General features: G+C 71.6%; 15 protein-coding genes. 7 read left to right on the top strand and 8 right to left on the bottom strand.

Going from position 1 to position 17,890, the window contains the following annotated elements; translation table 11 throughout:
- Positions 1–146 precede the first annotated feature (146 nt).
- The 3 genes from O2L52_RS01180 (at position 147) to O2L52_RS01170 (ending at position 2,798) form a co-directional block, all read left to right on the top strand.
- Entirely contained in the window at positions 147–581 is a 435-nt protein-coding gene (locus O2L52_RS01180; RefSeq protein WP_270113458.1) for an RbsD/FucU family protein, read from the top strand.
- Between the two features lie 2 nt (positions 582–583).
- Positions 584–1,798: an alpha-L-fucosidase gene (locus O2L52_RS01175; protein ID WP_270113457.1), complete on the top strand. Its 1,215-nt coding sequence runs from the start codon at positions 584–586 to the stop codon at positions 1,796–1,798.
- A gap of 316 nt (positions 1,799–2,114) precedes the next feature.
- Positions 2,115–2,798: an EF-hand domain-containing protein gene (locus O2L52_RS01170; RefSeq protein ID WP_270113456.1), complete on the top strand. Its 684-nt coding sequence runs from the start codon at positions 2,115–2,117 to the stop codon at positions 2,796–2,798.
- Between the two features lie 41 nt (positions 2,799–2,839).
- Here O2L52_RS01170 and O2L52_RS01165 read toward each other — a convergent pair whose 3' ends face one another.
- Genes O2L52_RS01165 through O2L52_RS01130 form a run of 8 tightly spaced genes read right to left on the bottom strand, consistent with a single transcriptional unit; the run spans position 2,840 to position 11,536 of the window.
- Positions 2,840–3,847, bottom strand: coding sequence for a glycosyltransferase family 2 protein (locus tag O2L52_RS01165; protein ID WP_270113455.1), 1,008 nt, complete (start codon positions 3,845–3,847; stop codon positions 2,840–2,842).
- Entirely contained in the window at positions 3,841–5,247 is a 1,407-nt protein-coding gene (locus O2L52_RS01160) for a cytochrome P450 (protein WP_270113454.1), read from the bottom strand. The genes O2L52_RS01165 and O2L52_RS01160 overlap by 7 nt, the downstream gene beginning before the upstream one ends.
- Positions 5,244–6,338: a hypothetical protein gene (locus O2L52_RS01155; protein WP_270113453.1), complete on the bottom strand. Its 1,095-nt coding sequence runs from the start codon at positions 6,336–6,338 to the stop codon at positions 5,244–5,246. The genes O2L52_RS01160 and O2L52_RS01155 overlap by 4 nt, the downstream gene beginning before the upstream one ends.
- Positions 6,328–7,557: a glycosyltransferase gene (locus O2L52_RS01150; RefSeq protein ID WP_270113452.1), complete on the bottom strand. Its 1,230-nt coding sequence runs from the start codon at positions 7,555–7,557 to the stop codon at positions 6,328–6,330. The genes O2L52_RS01155 and O2L52_RS01150 overlap by 11 nt, the downstream gene beginning before the upstream one ends.
- A complete protein-coding gene (locus O2L52_RS01145) occupies positions 7,554–8,789 on the bottom strand; it encodes an MFS transporter (RefSeq protein ID WP_270113451.1) in 1,236 nt (411 codons plus the stop codon). The genes O2L52_RS01150 and O2L52_RS01145 overlap by 4 nt, the downstream gene beginning before the upstream one ends.
- 4 nt (positions 8,790–8,793) lie before the next feature.
- Complete coding sequence (locus O2L52_RS01140) at positions 8,794–9,417, bottom strand: flavodoxin family protein (protein WP_270113450.1); 624 nt, start codon at positions 9,415–9,417, stop codon at positions 8,794–8,796.
- A complete protein-coding gene (locus O2L52_RS01135) occupies positions 9,414–10,010 on the bottom strand; it encodes an anthranilate synthase component II (protein WP_270113449.1) in 597 nt (198 codons plus the stop codon). The genes O2L52_RS01140 and O2L52_RS01135 overlap by 4 nt, the downstream gene beginning before the upstream one ends.
- Entirely contained in the window at positions 10,007–11,536 is a 1,530-nt protein-coding gene (locus tag O2L52_RS01130) for an anthranilate synthase component I family protein (protein ID WP_270113448.1), read from the bottom strand. The genes O2L52_RS01135 and O2L52_RS01130 overlap by 4 nt, the downstream gene beginning before the upstream one ends.
- Before the next feature lie 679 nt (positions 11,537–12,215).
- On the opposite strand from O2L52_RS01130, the gene O2L52_RS01125 reads away from it, so the two are divergent.
- Genes O2L52_RS01125 through O2L52_RS01110 form a run of 4 tightly spaced genes read left to right on the top strand, consistent with a single transcriptional unit; the run spans position 12,216 to position 17,877 of the window.
- Positions 12,216–13,451, top strand: coding sequence for an ATP-grasp domain-containing protein (locus O2L52_RS01125; protein ID WP_270113447.1), 1,236 nt, complete (start codon positions 12,216–12,218; stop codon positions 13,449–13,451).
- Positions 13,448–15,157 carry a carbamoyltransferase N-terminal domain-containing protein gene (locus O2L52_RS01120; RefSeq protein WP_270113446.1) on the top strand — a complete coding sequence of 570 codons (1,710 nt, stop codon included), beginning with the start codon at positions 13,448–13,450 and terminating at the stop codon, positions 15,155–15,157. The genes O2L52_RS01125 and O2L52_RS01120 overlap by 4 nt, the downstream gene beginning before the upstream one ends.
- Before the next feature lie 33 nt (positions 15,158–15,190).
- Positions 15,191–16,927 carry a carbamoyltransferase family protein gene (locus tag O2L52_RS01115; protein ID WP_270113445.1) on the top strand — a complete coding sequence of 579 codons (1,737 nt, stop codon included), beginning with the start codon at positions 15,191–15,193 and terminating at the stop codon, positions 16,925–16,927.
- 2 nt (positions 16,928–16,929) lie between these two features.
- Entirely contained in the window at positions 16,930–17,877 is a 948-nt protein-coding gene (locus tag O2L52_RS01110; RefSeq protein ID WP_270113443.1) for a diiron oxygenase, read from the top strand.
- Positions 17,878–17,890 lie beyond the last annotated feature (13 nt).

The following is a 17,890-nucleotide window of genomic DNA, read 5'->3' as shown; positions in this document are numbered from 1 at the left end:
CATCGGCGTAGAGATCGAATGAAGACGGCCTCAGACTGCCATTAAAGTCTGTTTTCAGGTGAAATATGCCTGTCGATCGCTCGTATAGATCAGATGTATCTTGGTAACGGTCGCGCCTGAGGGCCGACCGACCAGGGAAGGGAAGCATGCTCAAATACCCGCTCATCCACCCGCCGCTCCTCGCGGCGCTGGCCGCGGCCGGCCACGGCTCGCGGATCCTCATCGCGGACGGGCACTTCCCATGCTCGACGCATGCCAATCCGGCGGCGGCGATTATCTACCTCAACCTCCGTCCGGGCCTGCTCACGGGCGACCAGGTGCTGGAGACGCTGCTCGACGCGGCGGCGGTCGAGCACGCGGTCGTGATGGCGTCCGACGGCCCGGCGGTGCCCGCACACGAGGGCTACCGGGCCGCGCTCGGCGACGAGGTGCCGTTCGAGGCGGTCGAGCGGTTCGCCTTCTACGACCTCGCGCGGACCACGGACACCGCCGTCGTCATCGCCACCGGCGACCAGCGCCAGTACGCGAACCTCCTGCTCACGATCGGCGTCGTCGGCGTGACACCACGAAAGGCCTCTTGAACATGACTGCAACGCACCGCGAGCGCCTCCCCGACTGGGCGCAGGAGGCGAGCCTCGGCATCTTCATCCACTGGGGACCGTATTCGGTGCCGGCCTGGGCCGAAGTGGACAACACGTTCGGCGAGGGCGAGCCCGAGGGCGGCTGGTTCAAGCACAACTCGTACGCCGAGTGGTACGCCAACACGATCCGCATCGAGGGCTCCCTGGCCGCGGCGCACCACGCCGAGGTCCACGGTTCGGCGCCGTACGAGGACTTCCTGGACAAGTGGCGGGCCGAGGCGTACGACCCGGCCGCCTGGGCGAAGCTCTTCGCCGGGCTCGGGACGGACTACGTCGTGCCCGTCACGAAGCACCATGACGGCGTGACCCTTTGGGACGCACCGGGAAGCGCGGGCTTCAACACGGTCGACCGCGGCCCGCGGCAGGACCTGCTCGCGCCGCTCGCGGCGGCCGTCCGGCAGGAGGGGATGCGCTTCGGCGTGTACTACTCCGGGGGCCTGGACTGGAAGTTCGCCCCGACGCCGCCGCTCCAGTTCGGCGACGACCTCCACCGCACCCGCCCGGTCGACGCCGCGTACGCCGCCTACGCGACCGCCCATGTGCGCGACCTCATCGACCGGTTCGCGCCGTCGGTGCTGTGGAACGACATCGAATGGCCCGACGCGGGCAAGGAGGACGGCTCGCTCGCCGGGCTCATGGCCCACTACCGGACGGTGGTTCCCGACGGCATCGTCAACGACCGGTGGGGCGCGGACGTGTGGGACTTCCGCACGAGCGAGTACTCCCAGTTCGCGCAGCACGAGACCGGCTCCGGCTGGGAGCACAACCGGGGCCTCGGGCTCTCGTTCGGGTACAACCGGGTCGAGGACGAGGCGCTGACCCTGAGCCCGCGCGCACTCGCGCAGCACTACGCGGACGTGGTCTCGCGGGGCGGGCGCCTGCTGCTCAATGTGGGCCCGGACGCTTCGGGGCGGATCCCGGACGTCCAGCTGCGGACGCTCAACGGCGTCGCCCCTTGGATGCGGGCGGTCAAGCCGTACACCTTGGACCGGAGCGCGCCCGACGCGGCGGTGGCCGTGGCGGCCCCTGACGGCGGCTGGCACCGGGCGTGGCTCAGCGGCGGCAGGCTCGTCGTGGTCGCGGACGACCCCGGGGCCGTGCGGGTCTCCGGTTTCGGCGGCGAGATCGTGCCGGTGGCGCTGCCCGGCGAACGGTAGCCCCGGGTCGCCGATGCGGCGGTGGTGACGGCAACGGCCCCGGGAGCGCCGGGCCGGATCGTGTGTCGCGGTGCTGAACAGGGCGGCGTCTGCGAGGGCGGCGAGGCGGTCCGGGCGCGGGCGGCGGGTGAGCCGCCAGGCGTCGGGACCGCCCCGATGCGGCACCGTCCGCTCGGGACCGGTCCCGGCATCCGGGCCGGATCGGCGGTTTCAGTCCCCCGGGCGCGTCCGCCGTGGCACGATCCGACCTGGACAGCAATCCGGACACTCCCGGACGGGAGTCCAGTCACCGCACACCAGAGGGAACGGAAGCTCCATGAAGAAGCAGCGCAGCAGGGCATTGGCAGTCGGCGCCGTCGCGACCGCGGTCGCGGCCGGAGCGGCGATCGCCATCGCGGTCAGGGCCCAGCGGCCCGCGAACGTCGGCAGGATCCGCCTCAACAAGTTCGACCGCTGGTTCGACACGCTCGACACCGACGGGAACGGCTACATCACCGAGGCGAACCTGAACCATGCCGCCGCCCGCGTCCTCGGTGCGCGCGGCATCCCGGTCGACAGCCCGATGGGCCTGGAGCTGCGCGAGGCCACCGAGCGGCTCTGGAGCGAGTTCATCGCCCCGAAGGCCGACCCCGAAGAGGGCCGGGTCGGGCGCCGGGAACTGCGCGCCGCGCTCGCCAAGCACATGATCGCCGACCAGTTCGCGGCCGCCGCGAAGCTCGCCTCGATCGCGGACGCGTACTTCGCGATCGCCGACGAGGACGGCGACGGCCTCATCGGCTCCGGCGAGTTCGTGCAGCTCCTGCGCAACTGGCACGGCGTGGACTACCAGGAGAGCCACCGCGTGTTCGAGTACCTCGACGCCGACCACGACAACCGGATCTCGCCGGACGAGTGGCGGAGCGCGATCTTCAGCTTCTTCCTCGGCAGCGAGCGGAACCACCCGGCGAACGACCTCCTGGGCAAGGTCGGCAGCCCGATCCTGGCTCCGGCCCAGTTCTGAGCAACGGCTGCAGGCCCCGGGGAACGCGGTTCCCCGGGGCCTTACCGGTCCCCGTAGAGCGCTTCGAGCTCGCGCCGCAGCAGCGGGCTCGCCTCGCCCTCGACCAGCTTCAGGAGCCGGTCGGCCTCGGCCAGGGTCATGGCGTGCTCCCAGCGCCGCCGGAACAGGTAGGCGTCGAGCGAGCGGTGCCGCCGGCAGAAGTGGTCGAGGTTGCGCATCAGCTGGGCGCGCATGACCCGCTGCGCGACCATCGGGTTCGGGTCCGCCAGCGGGTGGACCTGGTGGTAGTTCACGGCGTCGGTGTGCACCGAGAACCGGATGCCGAGGCGGTGCAGCCGGTAGCTCAGGTCGGTGTCCTCCAGTCCCCAGCCGGTGAAGGACTCGTCGAAGCCGCCGGCCTTCGCGATCGCCTCCCGCGAGACGCCCAGGTTCGCCGTGGTCGCCAGCGCCCACCCGAACCGGAAGCCGTCGAGGCCGTGGCCGTACTCCTCGACGATCGCGTGGTAGTTGTCGGGCTCGTCGCCCAGTTCGACGCGGTCCAGGGCCGCTTCGGGGTCGGCGGCGAGGTCGCCCGGGGCGAGGAGGCGGATCGGTGCGCGCAGCTGCTCGGCGCCGCCGACGCGGTCCGCGAGCCGGAGCAGGTCGTCCTCGCCCACGGGGAGGACGCCGGGCCGCCACCAGGTGAGGGCGCGGCGCTTCCAGCCGATGGCCCCGCGCGAGTCGTCGTGCGCGGCGGCGTGGGCGGCGACGAAGCCGGGGGCGGCCATGCGGTCGTCGTCCATGAAGACGACGAGGTCGCCTTGGGCGCGTTCGAGGGCGGCGTTGCGGGCGGCGGCGCGGCCCCGGTTCTCCTGCACCACGAGGGTGAGGTCGAGCCGGTCGCGGAGCGGGTCGACGATGTCGGCGACGCCGCCGGCGGTCCCGTCGTCGCACACGACCACTTCGAACCGCTCGTAGGTCTGCGTGAGCAGGGATTCGAGGGTGAGCGCGAGGTAGTCGCGCTTGTCGCAGGTCGCCATCACCAGGCTGACCTGGGGGTGTTCTACCATCCGAGTCTCCATCGGGTCTCGCCGTCGAGGTCCACCATCTGGTGCAGGTCGCCCGTGACCGCGCTGGGCGGCGGGGCCGGGTCGGTGCGGGGGCGGGCGACCACGGGCACGGGTCCCTTGGGCGCCATCATGAGTCCGACCTGGCGCGAGACGTCGGCGCCGGGGACGGGGTCGAGCCGGTAGCGGCCGAGGACGGCGGCCAGCACGGTCTTCATCTCGAGGTCGGCGAACGCGGCGCCGATGCAGGCGTGCGGGCCGGCCCCGTACGGCAGGTACTGGTACAGGCTGGGCCGCAGGGTCTCCCACCGGGCGGGCCGGAAGCGCAGCGGGTCCGCGAACACCGCGGGGTCGCGGTGCGTGGCGAACTTGCTGGTGACGACCTGGCACCAGGCCGGGATCCCGTGGCCGCCGATCTCGGTGGGCTCCACGGCGATCCGGGAGGTGTTCGGTCCGGGCGGCAGGAGCCGCAGGACCTCCTTGAGCACGTGGTCGAGGCCCGCGGGGAACTCGGGGACGGCGGCTCGGCCCTCGGGCCGTTCCGGAAGGGCCGCAAGGAGCTTGTCGAGTTCGGCGGGGTGCTGTGAGAGCAGCAGGAGCGTCCACGCCAGGGTGTTGGAGGAGGTCTCGTGCCCGGCGACGAGGAGGGTGGTGAGCTGCCCGACGAGCTGGTCGTCGTTGAAGCCGCGGCCGTCCTCACCGCGGGCGTCCATGAGGGACTGGAGCAGGTCGGGCGCGGCGCCCCCGGCGCGCCGGGTCTCGATGATCTCGGCGAGCGCGGCGTCGAGCCTGCGGATCACGGTGAGCAGCCGCCGGTACGGGGTGCCGGGAAGGTCGAACGGGAAGTACCTGATCGAGGAGGCGAAGTAGCGCAGCGCCAGCATGTCCTGGACCATGCGTCCGATGTGGTCGGCCTGCGCGGCGATGTCGACGCCGAAGAAGCACAGGCACGCGATCCTGAGCGTGAGGCGGCGCATCCGGTCGGTCAGGTCGAACGGCTCGCCGGGCGTCCACGAGTCGACCTCTTCGGCGGCGAGGCGGGCGATGAGCTCGCCGTGCGCCAGGGCCGCTTGGGGTTTGAACGACGGGGTGGCGACGCGGCGGGCCCGCCGGTGCTCGGGGCCGTTCATGTTGAGCAGCCCGATGCCGCGCCGGGCGTCGCGGATGCCCTGCGGGATGGCGTACTCGAGCACGGTGTGGAAGGTGTCGCCGCGGGTGAGCACGGTCCGGTTGTGCTCGGGCCCGAACGCGAATACCTGGCGCCGGTCGCCATGTACGAGCCCGCTCACCGGTCCGAACTCGTGGTAGAGGCGGGCGGTGTACCCGACCGGGTCGACGGCGTACTCGTGCGCGTTGCGGCGGCGGCCGAGCCACCGGTGGGGCGCGGGCCCGGGGACGCTCACCGCGGTTCCTCGTGCCAGTCGGGTTGCGGCCGTTCGATGTCCGCGGCGGCGCCGCGCTCGAACGCGGCGATGGCGAGGCGGCCCGCGCTGCCGCGCAGCGCCTCCACTGTAGGCATCGGAAGGTAGCGGCGGAACAGGCCCGGGAACGCGGTGGCGAACGCGGCCTCGGCGTACGGGCCGGACTTGGCTTCAAGCGGTTCGGGCTGGACGAGACCGAGGGCGAAGTGGACGGTCCAGTATTCGAAGAGCGTCAGTTCGCTGGCCGCCTGCGTCAGCGGCGCGCCGACTTCGGCGAGGTCGGCGCGGAACCGCTCGGCCAGGTCGGTCTTGCGGAAGCCCTCGGGCAGCCGCGTGTCGCCGAAGTCCCCCAGCCACGCGTACGCCTCCGGCGACTCGCCGCAGTAGAACCACTCGGCGTGGACCCGCATCCAGGAGGCGTACGGCAACTGGGTGAGCCCGGTCCCGGCGGCGGGCGTGTCGAAGTCCGGCTCCGCCCCGGCGGTCGCAGTGCAGACGGCGAGCCGCGGGCCCTGGAAGCCGTTGGCGGTCAGGCTCAACCGGTCGTCGTGCTCGAGCAGGTTCGGGACGGTGACGAGGTTGTCGATGCCGTTCCCGCGCAGATGGGCGACGAGCGCGAGGTCGTCGGCGCCGCCCGCGTCCTCGGTGGCCGCGAAGGCGAGCGCGGTCCCGCGCGGCATGACCAAACCTTGGGAGGGCGTGTACATGTCGACCGCGCGGGCCCAGCCCCAGCCGCGCCGGGCCGCGACGCGAGCGAGGGTCGCACTGCGCGAACCCCACTCGCAGAACAGGCTGATCGCGGCCTCCGGGCGGGCGGCGATGGCGCGGCGCACCAGCGCGGCGAAGTCGTCGCAGGGGACCACGTCGTCCTGGAGCACCAGGTGGTGCGTGGCCTCCTCCCCCACTGCGGCCCAGGCGCGCAGGGCGTTGCCGAGGTTGCCCCGGCCGGCTTCGGAATCGTCGACGACGACGGCCGGGTTGAGGTCCGGCAGCGATTCGGCGAGCTTGCGCGCGCGGTCCTCGCGGGCCGGGTGGGTCATGATCGCGGTGGAGAGCACGACGTCAGTGTGCACTGGAGACCCCGTTCGCCACGCCCGCAACGGCGGCGCGGTGCAGCGCGACCGCCCGCTCGACGGTCTCGACCATCGCGCCCGCGCCGTCGGCCGCGCGCAGCACCGAGGCGAACGCGTCGTGCGGACCCCGGTCGGCGGCCAGCGCGGACCGGATCGCGGCGGTGACGGCTTCGGCCGGGTCGTCGTCGGCGATCACCGTGCCGAGGCCGAGCCCGGCCACCCGGGCGGCGTTGCCGCGCTGCTCGGCGGATTGCGGCGTGAACACCAGCGGCGTCGCGCAGAGCAGGCCCTCGATCATCGAGGAGTGTCCGCCGTGGACGACGGCGGCGGCGCTGCGCGCCATGAGGTCCACCGCGTCGTGGCGGAACGCGGCGACTTCGATTTCGGCGCCGCCCGCGGCGGCGCGCACCTGGTCGGCGAGCACGTCGCTCTCGGGCCCTTCGACGCCGAGGGTGACCGCGAGGCGCACCCCGAGGCCGCTCGCGGCGGCCACCACCCGCAGCAGGTCCTTGTCCCCCGCTCCGGAACCGCCGAGCGTGATGTTGAGGACCGGTTCGCGCTCGATCGCGGCGGGCGGCGCCAGCAGCTCCTGCGGCACGAGTGGTCCGATGTGGCGGATCTCCGCGGTGAGGCCGGCCATGAGTCCGGCGGTCTCGGCCGGGACGCCGCTGAGCGGGTCGAGCAGCGGCAGGTCCGGCACGAGCACCGCGTCCCCCAGGGGCGCACGGTGCTCGGGCTCGACGCCGATCGCCTCGAGGGTCGCCAGGATCTCCGGGAGCACCGCGTGCATCGGGTGCTTGAACAGGCGCAGGTTGTGGCAGGTGAAGCTCGGCAGCCCGCGCATCGAGGCCGCGACGGACGCGGTGTTGCGCATGTCGCTGACCACGGCGTCGGGGGCGAACTCGTCGATGGCGCGCAGCTCGTCGCGCAGGGAGGCCTGCACGTAGATGGGGCTGGCGAGCCGCGTGCGGGCGAAGGCGCGCAGGCTCGCGACGTCGCTCATGCCGCGCCAGGCCGGGGCGGGCCCGATCTCGTCGATGCCGATCCATGCCAGGCCGGCGTGCTCGATGAGGTGCCGGACCTCCTCGTGGGCGGCGACGGCGACGGTGTGTCCGGCGTCGGCGAAGCGCCTGGCGGCCGTGCGCATGCGCGTCACGTGGCCGAGGCTGGAGCGGCTGAAGGCCACGAAGAGCACCCTCAGTGGACGGGATGAGGTCATGTGTCTGCTTTCTCAAGAAGTGCGTTGTCCGTGTGCAGCGCGCTGGGGGCGCGCAGGGCGGTGACGAGGCTCGCGAACGCGAACGCGCCCAGGGCGGCCAGTGCCCACCGTGGACCGATGAGTTCGGTGAGGCCGCCGCACAGCAGCGTACCGAGCGGCACTGAACCCCAGACGATCATGCGGCCCACGGCGTTCACGCGTCCTTGGAGCCGCTGCGGTGTAGCGGTCTGGCGCACCGAGATGCCCACCACCAGGAAGCAGGTGTGGACGGCGTTCCAGGACAGCAGCAGGACGGCGGCGAGCTGCCAGGACGGCGCGGCGGCGTACGCGAGCAGCAGGAGCAGGTCGAGGCCGGTCATCCAGCGGGCCGCCGGGATCGGCGGCACGCCTTTGAAGCGGCGGGCCGCGATCGCGCCCAGCAGTGCGCCGACCCCGGAGGCCGCGACGATCCACGCGACCCGGTAGTCGTCGCTGGGCAGGCCGAGCGCGCGGGAGGCGAAGACGACCAGCATCCCGTAGACGGCTCCGGCGCTCACCCCGACGCCCACGTTCACCGTGGTGTAGGTCCGCAGCAGCGGGTGGCCGGCGAGGTACTTGAGGCCGGCCCAGACCGCCCCGGGTTCGGGCCGGGACGGGCCGGCCGTGTCCGGGCGCGGCCGGATGGCGGCGATGAGCGCCGCCGAGAGCAGGTAGCAGGCGGCGAGGACCGCGAAGGTGGGGCCGAGCCGGAGCGTTTCGAGCAGGAAGTACCCGACCGGTGCGGCCACGGCCGTGAGCACGGTGGTGGTCATCCAGAGGTAGCTGTTGGCGCGGAAGACGCCGTCGGCCCCGGCGAGTGCCGGGACGAGCGCGGCGCTGGCCACGTCGAACCAGACGTAGGCGGTCGCGGAGGCGAACCCGATGGCGCACAACACAACCGGGCCCGCGCCGACCGTGGCGGCCAGGAGCGGCACGCACAGCAGCACGGCGGCGTTGGCGACTTCCATCCAGGCCATGACCCGCACCGGCGAGGAGCGGTCGACGGCGGCCCCGGCGAGGAGCCCGAAGAGGAGGAACGGGAGCACGTTCGCCGCGGACGCCAGCGCGGTCAGCAGGGCCGAGCCGCTGGCCTGGTAGACGTAGAGCGGCAGCAGGACCCAGGAGGTCGCGTAGGCGACGGTGGAGGCGGACTTGCTGCCGATGAGGAGGCCCAGGCCGCCGGTCCGGGCCCGCGGTGCCTGCGTGACGGTCACTCGGTCAGCTCGTCCTTCCGACGCGCCGCTCGACCTCGGACGGGCGCGGGAGCCGCGTCCCGGACTCGGCGAGGGCGTTGCCGATGTCGATGATGCGGTCGACGGTGCGGTGCAGCGCCTCCATGCCCTCGGTGTCGGAGAGGACGCCCTGCTCGCCTCCGGAGTGGATGGTGACGGGGAAGCCGCTGCCGACGACGATGAAGCGGTTGAGCAGCAGGTTGTGCAGGAGTTGAGCGTGCACGTCGAGGTGGCCGTAGCGGCGGCCGATGACGACGGCGGCGCCGATGGTGTTGGTGAGGGGCCGCTCGAAGCGCAGATGCCCGACCCCGGCGCGCTCGACGAAGGTCTGCATGAGCGAGGAGAGGCCGAAGCCGTGGACGGGCGCGGCGAGGAAGACGGCGTCCGCTTCGACCATGGCGGCGACGATCGTGCCGACGTCGTCGTCGACGGGGCAGGGGTCGGTCCTGGAATTGCAGCGGCCGCAGTCGCAGCGGGTGACGCGCTGCTCGGCGAGGTCGACTTCGCGGGTCTCGCAGCCGCGGGCGCGGGCGCGCTCCACGATGGCCTGGACGGCGAGCCAGGTGGAGCCGCGGGACCGCTCGGAGCCGTTGATGGTCAGGATCTTCATGCGCGGGCCCCGGCGGGCTGGGCGCGGACGGCGGCGGCGAAGCCGGCGAAGAGGCCCATGCCGGATTCGGTGAGGATCGACTCAGGGTGGAACTGGACGCCCTCGATGAGGAGTTCGCGGTGGCGCACGCCCATGACGTAGCCGTCGTCGGCGGCGCGGGCGGTCACCTCGAGTTCGGCGGGGAGGGTGTCCTCGACGACGATGAGCGAGTGGTACCTGGTGGCGCTGAAGCGTTGCGGCGCATCGGTGAAGACGCCGCGGCCGTCGTGGTCGATCGTGCTGGTCTTGCCGTGCATGAGGTGGCGGGCGGGCCGCACCTGCGCGCCGAAGGCGACGCCGACGGCCTGGTGGCCGAGGCAGACGCCGAGGACCGGTTTGACGCCGGCGAGGGCGCGGACCATCTCGACGTGGCCGGAGTCCTCGGGGGTGCCGGGTCCGGGGCCGAGGAGGACGAAGTCGGCGTCGTGGGCGAGGGCCCCGGCGGGCGCGATGTCGCCGGAGCGGATCACGTCCGTGTCGATGTCGAGGACGCGCAGGTACTGGTAGATGATGTGCGCGAAGCTGTCGTACGCGTCGATGAGCAGTGCCTTCATCGGGTGTCGCCCTTCGGTGCGGAGTCGGTGGCCGCGTCGTGTCCGACGACGGCGTGGATCGATGAGCCGAGTTTCGCGAGGGTCTCGCGCCATTCGCCCTGGGGCGAGGAGTCGGCGACGACCCCTGCGGAGGCCCGGGCCGTGTAGGCGTCGCCGGTGGCGACGATGGTGCGGATGCTCAAAGCGAGGTTGGTGAACCCGCCGAAGCCGATGACGCCGAACGCGCCGGCGTACATGCCGCGGCGGCTGGTCTCGGTGGTCTCGATGATCTCCATGGCGCGCAGCTTCGGGGCGCCGGTCATGGTGCCGGCAGGGAAGGTCGCGCGGATGACGTCGTAGGCGTCGAAGCCGGCGGCGAGGTCGGCCGTCACCGTGGAGACCAGGTGCAGTACATGGGAGTAGGCCTCGACGTTCATGAGGTCGTCGACCTCGACGGAGCCGGGGTCGGCGACGCGGCCGAGGTCGTTGCGGCACAGGTCGACGAGCATGATGTGCTCGGCGATCTCCTTCTCGTCGCCGCGCAGGCGCGCGGCGCGGGCCTCGTCCTCGGCGGCGGTGGCGCCGCGGCGGGCCGTCCCGGCGATGGGGCGCATGGTGAGGTGGTCGGCTTCGATGCGGACGTGGAGCTCGGGGCTGGCGCTGAGGAGCGTGAGGTCGTCGAAGGGCACGAACCCCATGTACGGCGAGGGGTTGTTGGCCCGCATCCGCAGGTAGACGTCGAGGTCGGAGCGTTTGCCGCGCATGCGGACCTCGTGTCCGATCTGGACCTGGTAGATGTCGCCGGCGCGGATGCGCTCCAGGGAGCGCTCGACGCGTTCGCCGTAGGACTCCGGGGTGATCGTCAGCTCCGGTTCGACGTCGCTGAGCGGCGGTTCGGGGACCTGGTTCGCCTGCGCCGCTTCGGTGGCGAGCGCGGCCTCGATGCCGCGGTGCACGTCGGCCGGGTCGGGCTCGTCCCAGTCGGGGCAGTGGGCGACGTGGAGCTGGGCTTCGCGGCGGACGAGGTCGATCTCGATGACGGAGCGGTAGATCCGGAACACCGCGTCGGGGACCCGGTCGTGGGCCTCGATCAGGCGCGGCAGGGTCTCGATGTAGGTCACCGCGTCGTAGCTGAGGAGGGCGACGAATCCGAAGCCGAAGCCCTGGTCGTCGAGACCGTCGACGTCGAGCCCGCTTTCGAGGTGGCGCAAGGCCTCCCACAGCGCGGTGCGCTCGTGGAGGCGGTAGAACCGCTCGCCCTCGGGCCGCGCGCCGCCGAAGCCGGCCATGCGACGCAGCGCCCAGTCGAGCCACGGCCCCCGGCCGTCGAGTTCGAGCACCCCGTCGCGGACGACGACGTCGAGCAGCGGGGTCGCGCCGATCATGGCGCGGGTCTTGTCGGCCGCGGGGCCGGCGAGTGATTCGAAGAGGAAGACGTTCTGTTCGCCTTCTGCCGCGCGCAGTCGAATGAACGATGCGAACGGGTCTTCGGCTTTGGAGAGAAAGCGCCGCAATGCGATCTTGGGTCGGTCGGCAGCTGCGCTCATCAATACGGACCTTTCGCCGGTCTGGGGGATCGGGCCAGATTAGCATCGGCAAGCCAAAACCGTTGTGCACCGCTCCCACCGTATTGGGTCGATTGGGAAGCACTGCATCCATTGAGGCTCCTGTTGCGAAAGTCGCCATGGCCGGGACGACTCCCGACAGTGACGATCCCCATGCTCAGCGGCGGCGAAATGCCCCGCGACCCAGGGTTTGTGACGGTGGTCATAGATCCGGCGTTCGGGACACTCCGCCCGGAACGCACGGGCCACTGCCGTCCCTTGTGCGCTCACTCTGGTCACAATGGAACCATTGTGTCACTGAAATGCCAGCTCATGCACTCGAGCCACTATGGAAGCGCCTTCCAGGGTGTGCTTGACACGGACCCCCGCGTCTCATACGATCGTCACCGGCCTGACACGTCGTGTCACCGCCCGGAACCCGATACCCCCATAGCCGACCCGCGCGCATGCGGGTCCGGATCCCTTTCCCCCGCGTTCTTCTCGTTATCACAGTAGGGAGACGACTGTGCCTGGAAAAAAGGTGCTCTTCGTCTATTCTCGCGGCGGCGCGCCACTCGAGTACGCCTTTCCGAAAATTGCGGCCAAAGCCGAGTTGCACGTTCTCGCGCTCAAACCGCCGCCGACTCATACCGAACCACTGTGGAGTCCCCACTGCACTTCGGTGACACCCCACTGGGAGACCGAGCGCACCGGTGACGACCTGGTCGGCCTCATCGTCGAAGAGGCCGAGCGGATCGGCGCCGACGCGATCCTGACGCTCTCGGAGTACGCCGTCATCGCCGTCGCCGAAGCGGCCGAGCGGCTCGGCCTGCGCGGCGCCGGCCCCAATGCGGTCAACTCCCGCGACAAGCGCCGGATGCGGCAAGTGTGGGAGGACGCCGGAGTCCCCGTGCCGCGGTTCCGGTCCGTCGACTCCGCCGCCGATCTCCGCAAGGCCTTCCGCGAGCTCGAGGCCCCGATGCTCCTCAAGCACGCCTGGGGCGCCGGGGCCATCGGCCAGCTCGTGCTCGAGACCGAGGCCGACATCGAATCCGCCTGGGCCCAGGCCAACGAGGCGATGATCCGGGCCCGCGAGCGCGGCTACACCGAGATGCAGGTCGCCGGCGCCGACGCGGACTTCCTCGTGGAGGAGATCATCCAGGCGAGCACCGAGTCCTGGTGGGACGCGGACAGCGGCTACGGCGACTACCTGAGCGTCGAGGGCGTGGTCGCGGGCGGTGTCTACCACCCGGTCTGCATCACCTCCCGCATCCCCACGATTCCGCCGTTCACCGAGTTGAGCAACCTCGCGCCGTGCGCGCTTCCCGAAGCGGCCCAACGGGAGATCGAACGCGTCTCCCGCGCCGCGGTGGACGCCCTCGGACTCGACTACTGCGGCACCCACACCGAACTCAAGCTCTGCCCCGACGGGAAGCTCTCCGTCCTCGAGTCGGCCGCGCGGCTCGGCGGCGTCATGGTCGCCGCCGAGATCGAGCACTGCTTCGGCGTCGACATCGTCGGCATGCTCACCGACGCGCTCCTGGGCGAGCCGATCGACCCGCCCGAGCGGATGCTCCTCGACACTGACGCCACGGGCGCGGCCGGATCGCTGTCGCTCATCGCGACCGACTCGGCGGGGCGGCCGTGGACCGAGCACCCCGTCTGGGACGAGTCCCTCGTGGACTGGACCGGCGTCGTCGACCCGGGGACCACCGTCACCGCCGTCCCCGGCCTGTGCATCCCGGCCGGGACCCCCATGCCCGCCTACGACCTCAGCACCGGGGCGCTCGGCTACGGCGGCATCTTCATGCTCCGTGCCGCCTCGGCCGACACCCTCGTCGCGGACTCCTACCACGTCCTCGACAACCTGGAGGCCCTGCTCGCCAAGGGCCACGAATCGAGAAGGACTGACGCATGATCGTCTGCGGCCTCAAACTCACGCACGACGGCGCGGTCGCGCTCATCGACGGCGACCGGCTGGTCTTCAGCGTCGAGATGGAGAAGCTCGGCAACGGCGCCCGGCACGGCCAGGTGGCCGACCTCGCCGTCGTCACCGAGCTGCTCGCCGACTTCGGCTACCGGCCCGACCAGGTCGACCGGTGGGTCGTCGACGGCTGGGACGGCGCCAAGTTCGGCCAGGTGAGCCTCGAATCCGACGGCGAGCCCGTCCTGCTCCAGCTCGCCCCCTACCGCGAGACCGAGGCGGTGCCGAACCTGTTCGAGCCCGGCTTCGACGGGACCCTCCCCATCGGAGGGAAGGCGCGGCCCTACACCAGCCACGTCCACGTCGCCGGTCACGTGGCGAGCTCCTACGGCCTCAGCCCCTTCGGGCAGCGCCGCGAGAGCGCGCTGGTCCTGGTGTGGGACGGCGGCAGCTTCCCGCGCCTCTACCACGTCGACCCCGACGGGACCGTCGAGAACGGCGGCGCGCTGTTCCCGCTCACCGGCCACACCTACGCCGTCGCCGCGCACCACTTCGGACCGTTCCACTGGGACGAGCGCCCCGCCTCGGTCAACGAGGACCTCTCGGTGGCCGGCAAGCTCATGGCGTACATCGCGCTCGGATCGCCCAAAGAGGACGTCATCGCCGTGCTACGGGAGAAGTACGAGGAGAACTTCCTCGGCTCCGAGGCGCTGGCGGTCGGCTACCGGCATGCCGTGGGCGGCTTCGGATCCACCTCCGAACCGGTGCTCGACTACCTCCACCACTACTTCCGCGAGGTCAAGCGGATCGTGCGCGGCGACGGTGCCAGCGGCGCCTCCGACGCGGACGTCCTCGCCAGCGTCCACGTCTTCCTCGAGCGGCTCCTCTCCGAGCAGCTGCGGGCCCGGGTGCGCGAGTGGAAGGGCGAGGGCCCCTGGAAGCTCTGCTTCGTCGGCGGCTGCGCCCTGAACATCAAGTGGAACTCCCGGCTCCGCGCGCTCGACGAGTTCGAGGACGTGTGGGTGCCGCCGTTCCCCAACGACTCCGGATCGGCCATCGGCGCGGCGGCCCTGGGCCGCGAGAACCCGGCCGCGCCGGTCGACTGGCACGTCAAGCTCGGCCCCGCGCTCAAGCCCCTCGACGAAGTCCCCGAGGGCTGGAGCGCCGCCGCAGTGGACGAAGCGGAGCTCGGCCGGATCCTCCACCGCACCGGCGAGCCGTGCGTGGTCCTCGACGGCCGCGCCGAACTCGGGCCGCGCGCGCTCGGCAGCCGGTCGATCATCGCCCCGGCCACCTCGCCGAAGATGAAGGACCGCCTCAACGAGGTCAAGGACCGCGAGCCCTACCGGCCCGTGGCGCCGATCTGCCTGGAGGAGGCCGCTCCCGGCGTCTTCACCCCCGGCACCCCGGACCCGTACATGCTCTTCGACCACGAGGTCCGCCCCGAGTGGCGGGCCCGTATCCCCGCGATCGTCCACCTCGACGGCACGGCCCGGCTCCAGACCGTCGGGCGCGGCGACGGCGCCGTGCGGCGCCTCCTCGAGTCCTACTTCGAGGCCAGCGGCATCCCCGTGCTGTGCAACACCAGCGCGAACCTCAAGGGCAGCGGGTTCTTCCCCGACGTCGCCTCCGCCCTCGCCTGGGGCCGCGTCGACCTCGTCTGGAGCGAAGGCACCCTCTACCGCCGCAACAGCGGCTGACCCACACCCCAGCACCGGAAGGAGCGCGCACCGATGACCTACATCCTCGGCGTCAACCTCAGCCACGACCGCTCGGCCGCCATCGTCAAGGACGGCGAGGTCCTCGCCGCGATCGAGGAGGAGCGGCTCGACCGCATCAAGCACTCAGAAGGGTTCCTGATCCAGGGCCACTTCGAGCGCCTCACCAAGCTCATCCCGATCAAGTCCATCGCCTACTGCCTCGACGCCGCCGGGATCGGCATCGACGAGGTCGACCTCATCGTCGGCAACCGGCCGCTCGGCGACCGCACGGTCCCGCGCATCCTGCGCGACCTCCCCCTCAAGGACAAGAGCAAGGTGCGGGCCTTCCCGTTCCCCTCGCACCACCTGGCGCACGCCGCCACCGCGTTCTACACCTCGCCGTTCGAAAGCGCGGCCGTGCTCATCGTCGACCAGGCCGGCAGCCGCACCGACGGCATGGTCGAGAAGCACACCCTGTTCACCGGCAGCGGCGTCGAGATCACCCGCGTCGCCGAGACGGCCTACCCGGTCGACTACAGCGACATGAGCATCGGGCTGTTCTACGACTTCTTCACCGCCAAACTCGGGTTCACCACCCGGTACGGGACGCCCGACTTCGGGGTCTTCGAATGCGGCGGCTACCCCGAGGCCGGCAAGACGATGGGCCTGGCGCCCTACGGCGAGCCCCGGCCCGACTGGGGCCGGTGGCTCACCTTCGACGGCTTCGACATCACCGTCTCCCAGGCGGGGCTCGAGCAGATCTGGAAGGACATCGTCGCCTCCGACGGCGCCGAGTGGGAGTCGCTCACCGAGCGGCGCTGGGACTGCCAGTTCGCGAAGGACGTGGCGCGCAAGGTCCAGGACGAGCTCGAGGAGGCCATGCTGCACCTCGCCGGGGAGGCCCACCGCCGCACCGGCGAGACCAGGCTCTGCCTCGGCGGCGGCGTCATGCTCAACTCGGTCGCCAACCACCGGGTCCTCGCCGAGGGCCCCTTCGACGAGGTGTTCATCCCGGCCCCGGCCGGCGACTCCGGCGTCGCCATCGGCGCGGCCCTGTACGGCTGGCACCAGATCCTCGACGGCGGCACCGAGCGGCGCGGGCGGATGACCACCGCCGCATACGGTCAGCGCTACTCCGAGGAGCGCGTCCTCGAATCGCTGCAAGCGTACGAAGGCAGGCTGGAGTGGCGGAAGGCGCCGATCAGCGACGTGGCCGACCTCCTGGCCGAGCACCGGATCGTGGCATGGGTGAACGGCGGCTCCGAGATGGGGCCGCGCGCGCTCGGGCACCGGTCGATCCTCGCCGACCCGCGCCACCCGCGCGTCCGCGACTACCTGAACGACACCGTGAAGCACCGCGAGCCGTTCCGGCCCTACGCGCCCTCGGTGCTCGCCGAGGCCGTCGAGGACTGGTTCGACTTCCGCGGCGCCAGCCCGTTCATGCTGCTGGTCCCCTCGGTCCGCGAGGACCGCCGCGACGGGCTGCCGGCCATCACCCATGTGGACGGCACCGCCCGCGTCCAGACCGTGGACGCCGAAGTGGACCCGGAGTACCACGAGCTGATCTCGCTGTTCGCCGCGCGCACCGGCGTGCCGATCGTCCTCAACACCTCCTTCAACGACAACGGCGAGCCGATCGTCGAGACCCCCGAGGACGCGCTGCGGACCTTCGCCCGCACCGAGATCGACCACCTCTACATCGAGGGGTACCTGGTCGGCAAGCCCGGGCGCGAACTGCCCGCCGGCCACCCCGCGCGGGCCCGGGAGTAGCCGTGTTCGCCGGCGACGCCCCGATGCCCCGCATCGAGGCCTTCCGCAACTGGTACGAGCGCGCGGGGGTCCGGGCCGAGCGCCGCAAGATGCTCGCCCCCGAGGACGACATCCACAAGGCGTTCTTCCCCGAGCACCTGGTGCCGCACCTGGACCACCCGCTCCTCGACCAGGAGGACCTGGTGCTGCGCCGGTATCTGACGGCGCAGCACGCGTACCAGTGGCTGCGGTTCACGATGCACTTCGAGGTCGCGGTGGTCGTGCGCGCCTCGCAGAAGATCGCGGACGGCTCCAGCGGGCTGCACCTGCACGAGACCACCCGCATGGACGCGTACAAGATCGTCGTCGACGAGGGCTACCACTCGCTGTACAGCCTCGACGTCCAGCACCAGCTCGTGAACCGCTCCGGGATCCCCGCGCTGGACTACGACTTCGGGCCGTTCATCTCCGGGCTCGACGCGGTCGGCGAGGAGTTCCCGCAGCACCGCAAGCTGGTCGAACTGCTCCAGGTCGTCGTGTTCGAGACCCTCGTGACCTCGATCCTCTCCGACATCCCGCCGGACGAGAGCGTCGTGGACATCATGCGCGACACCGTGCGCGAGCACGCGATCGACGAAGGCCGCCACCACGCCTTCTTCAGCGCGTTCTTCAAGCACCTGTGGAGCCAGCTCGACCCGCCGCTGCGGCAGCGGGTCGCGCACTACCTGCCGCCGCTCGTCCTGCGCTCGCTGCGCCCGGCCACCGACCCGGCGCGCGACGCGCTCCTGTCGACCGGGCTCGGCGAGACGCAGGTGAAGGACGTCATCGCCGACTCGTTCTCGAACGAGCGGGTGCTGGCCGGCATCCGGCACTCGGCGGCGAAGACCCTGCGGCTGTTCGAGGAGGTGGGCGTCCTCGACCAGCCCGGCGCTCGGGACGCGTTCACCGAGCAAGGCCTGATCCTGCCCTGACCAGAATGGAGCG

It is taken from the genome of Glycomyces algeriensis, from assembly GCF_027622855.1.
Classification (GTDB): Bacteria; Actinomycetota; Actinomycetes; order Mycobacteriales; family Micromonosporaceae; genus Glycomyces; species Glycomyces algeriensis.
Note: the sequence above shows the minus strand (reverse complement) of the source record. Positions and strands in the feature narration are given on the sequence as shown.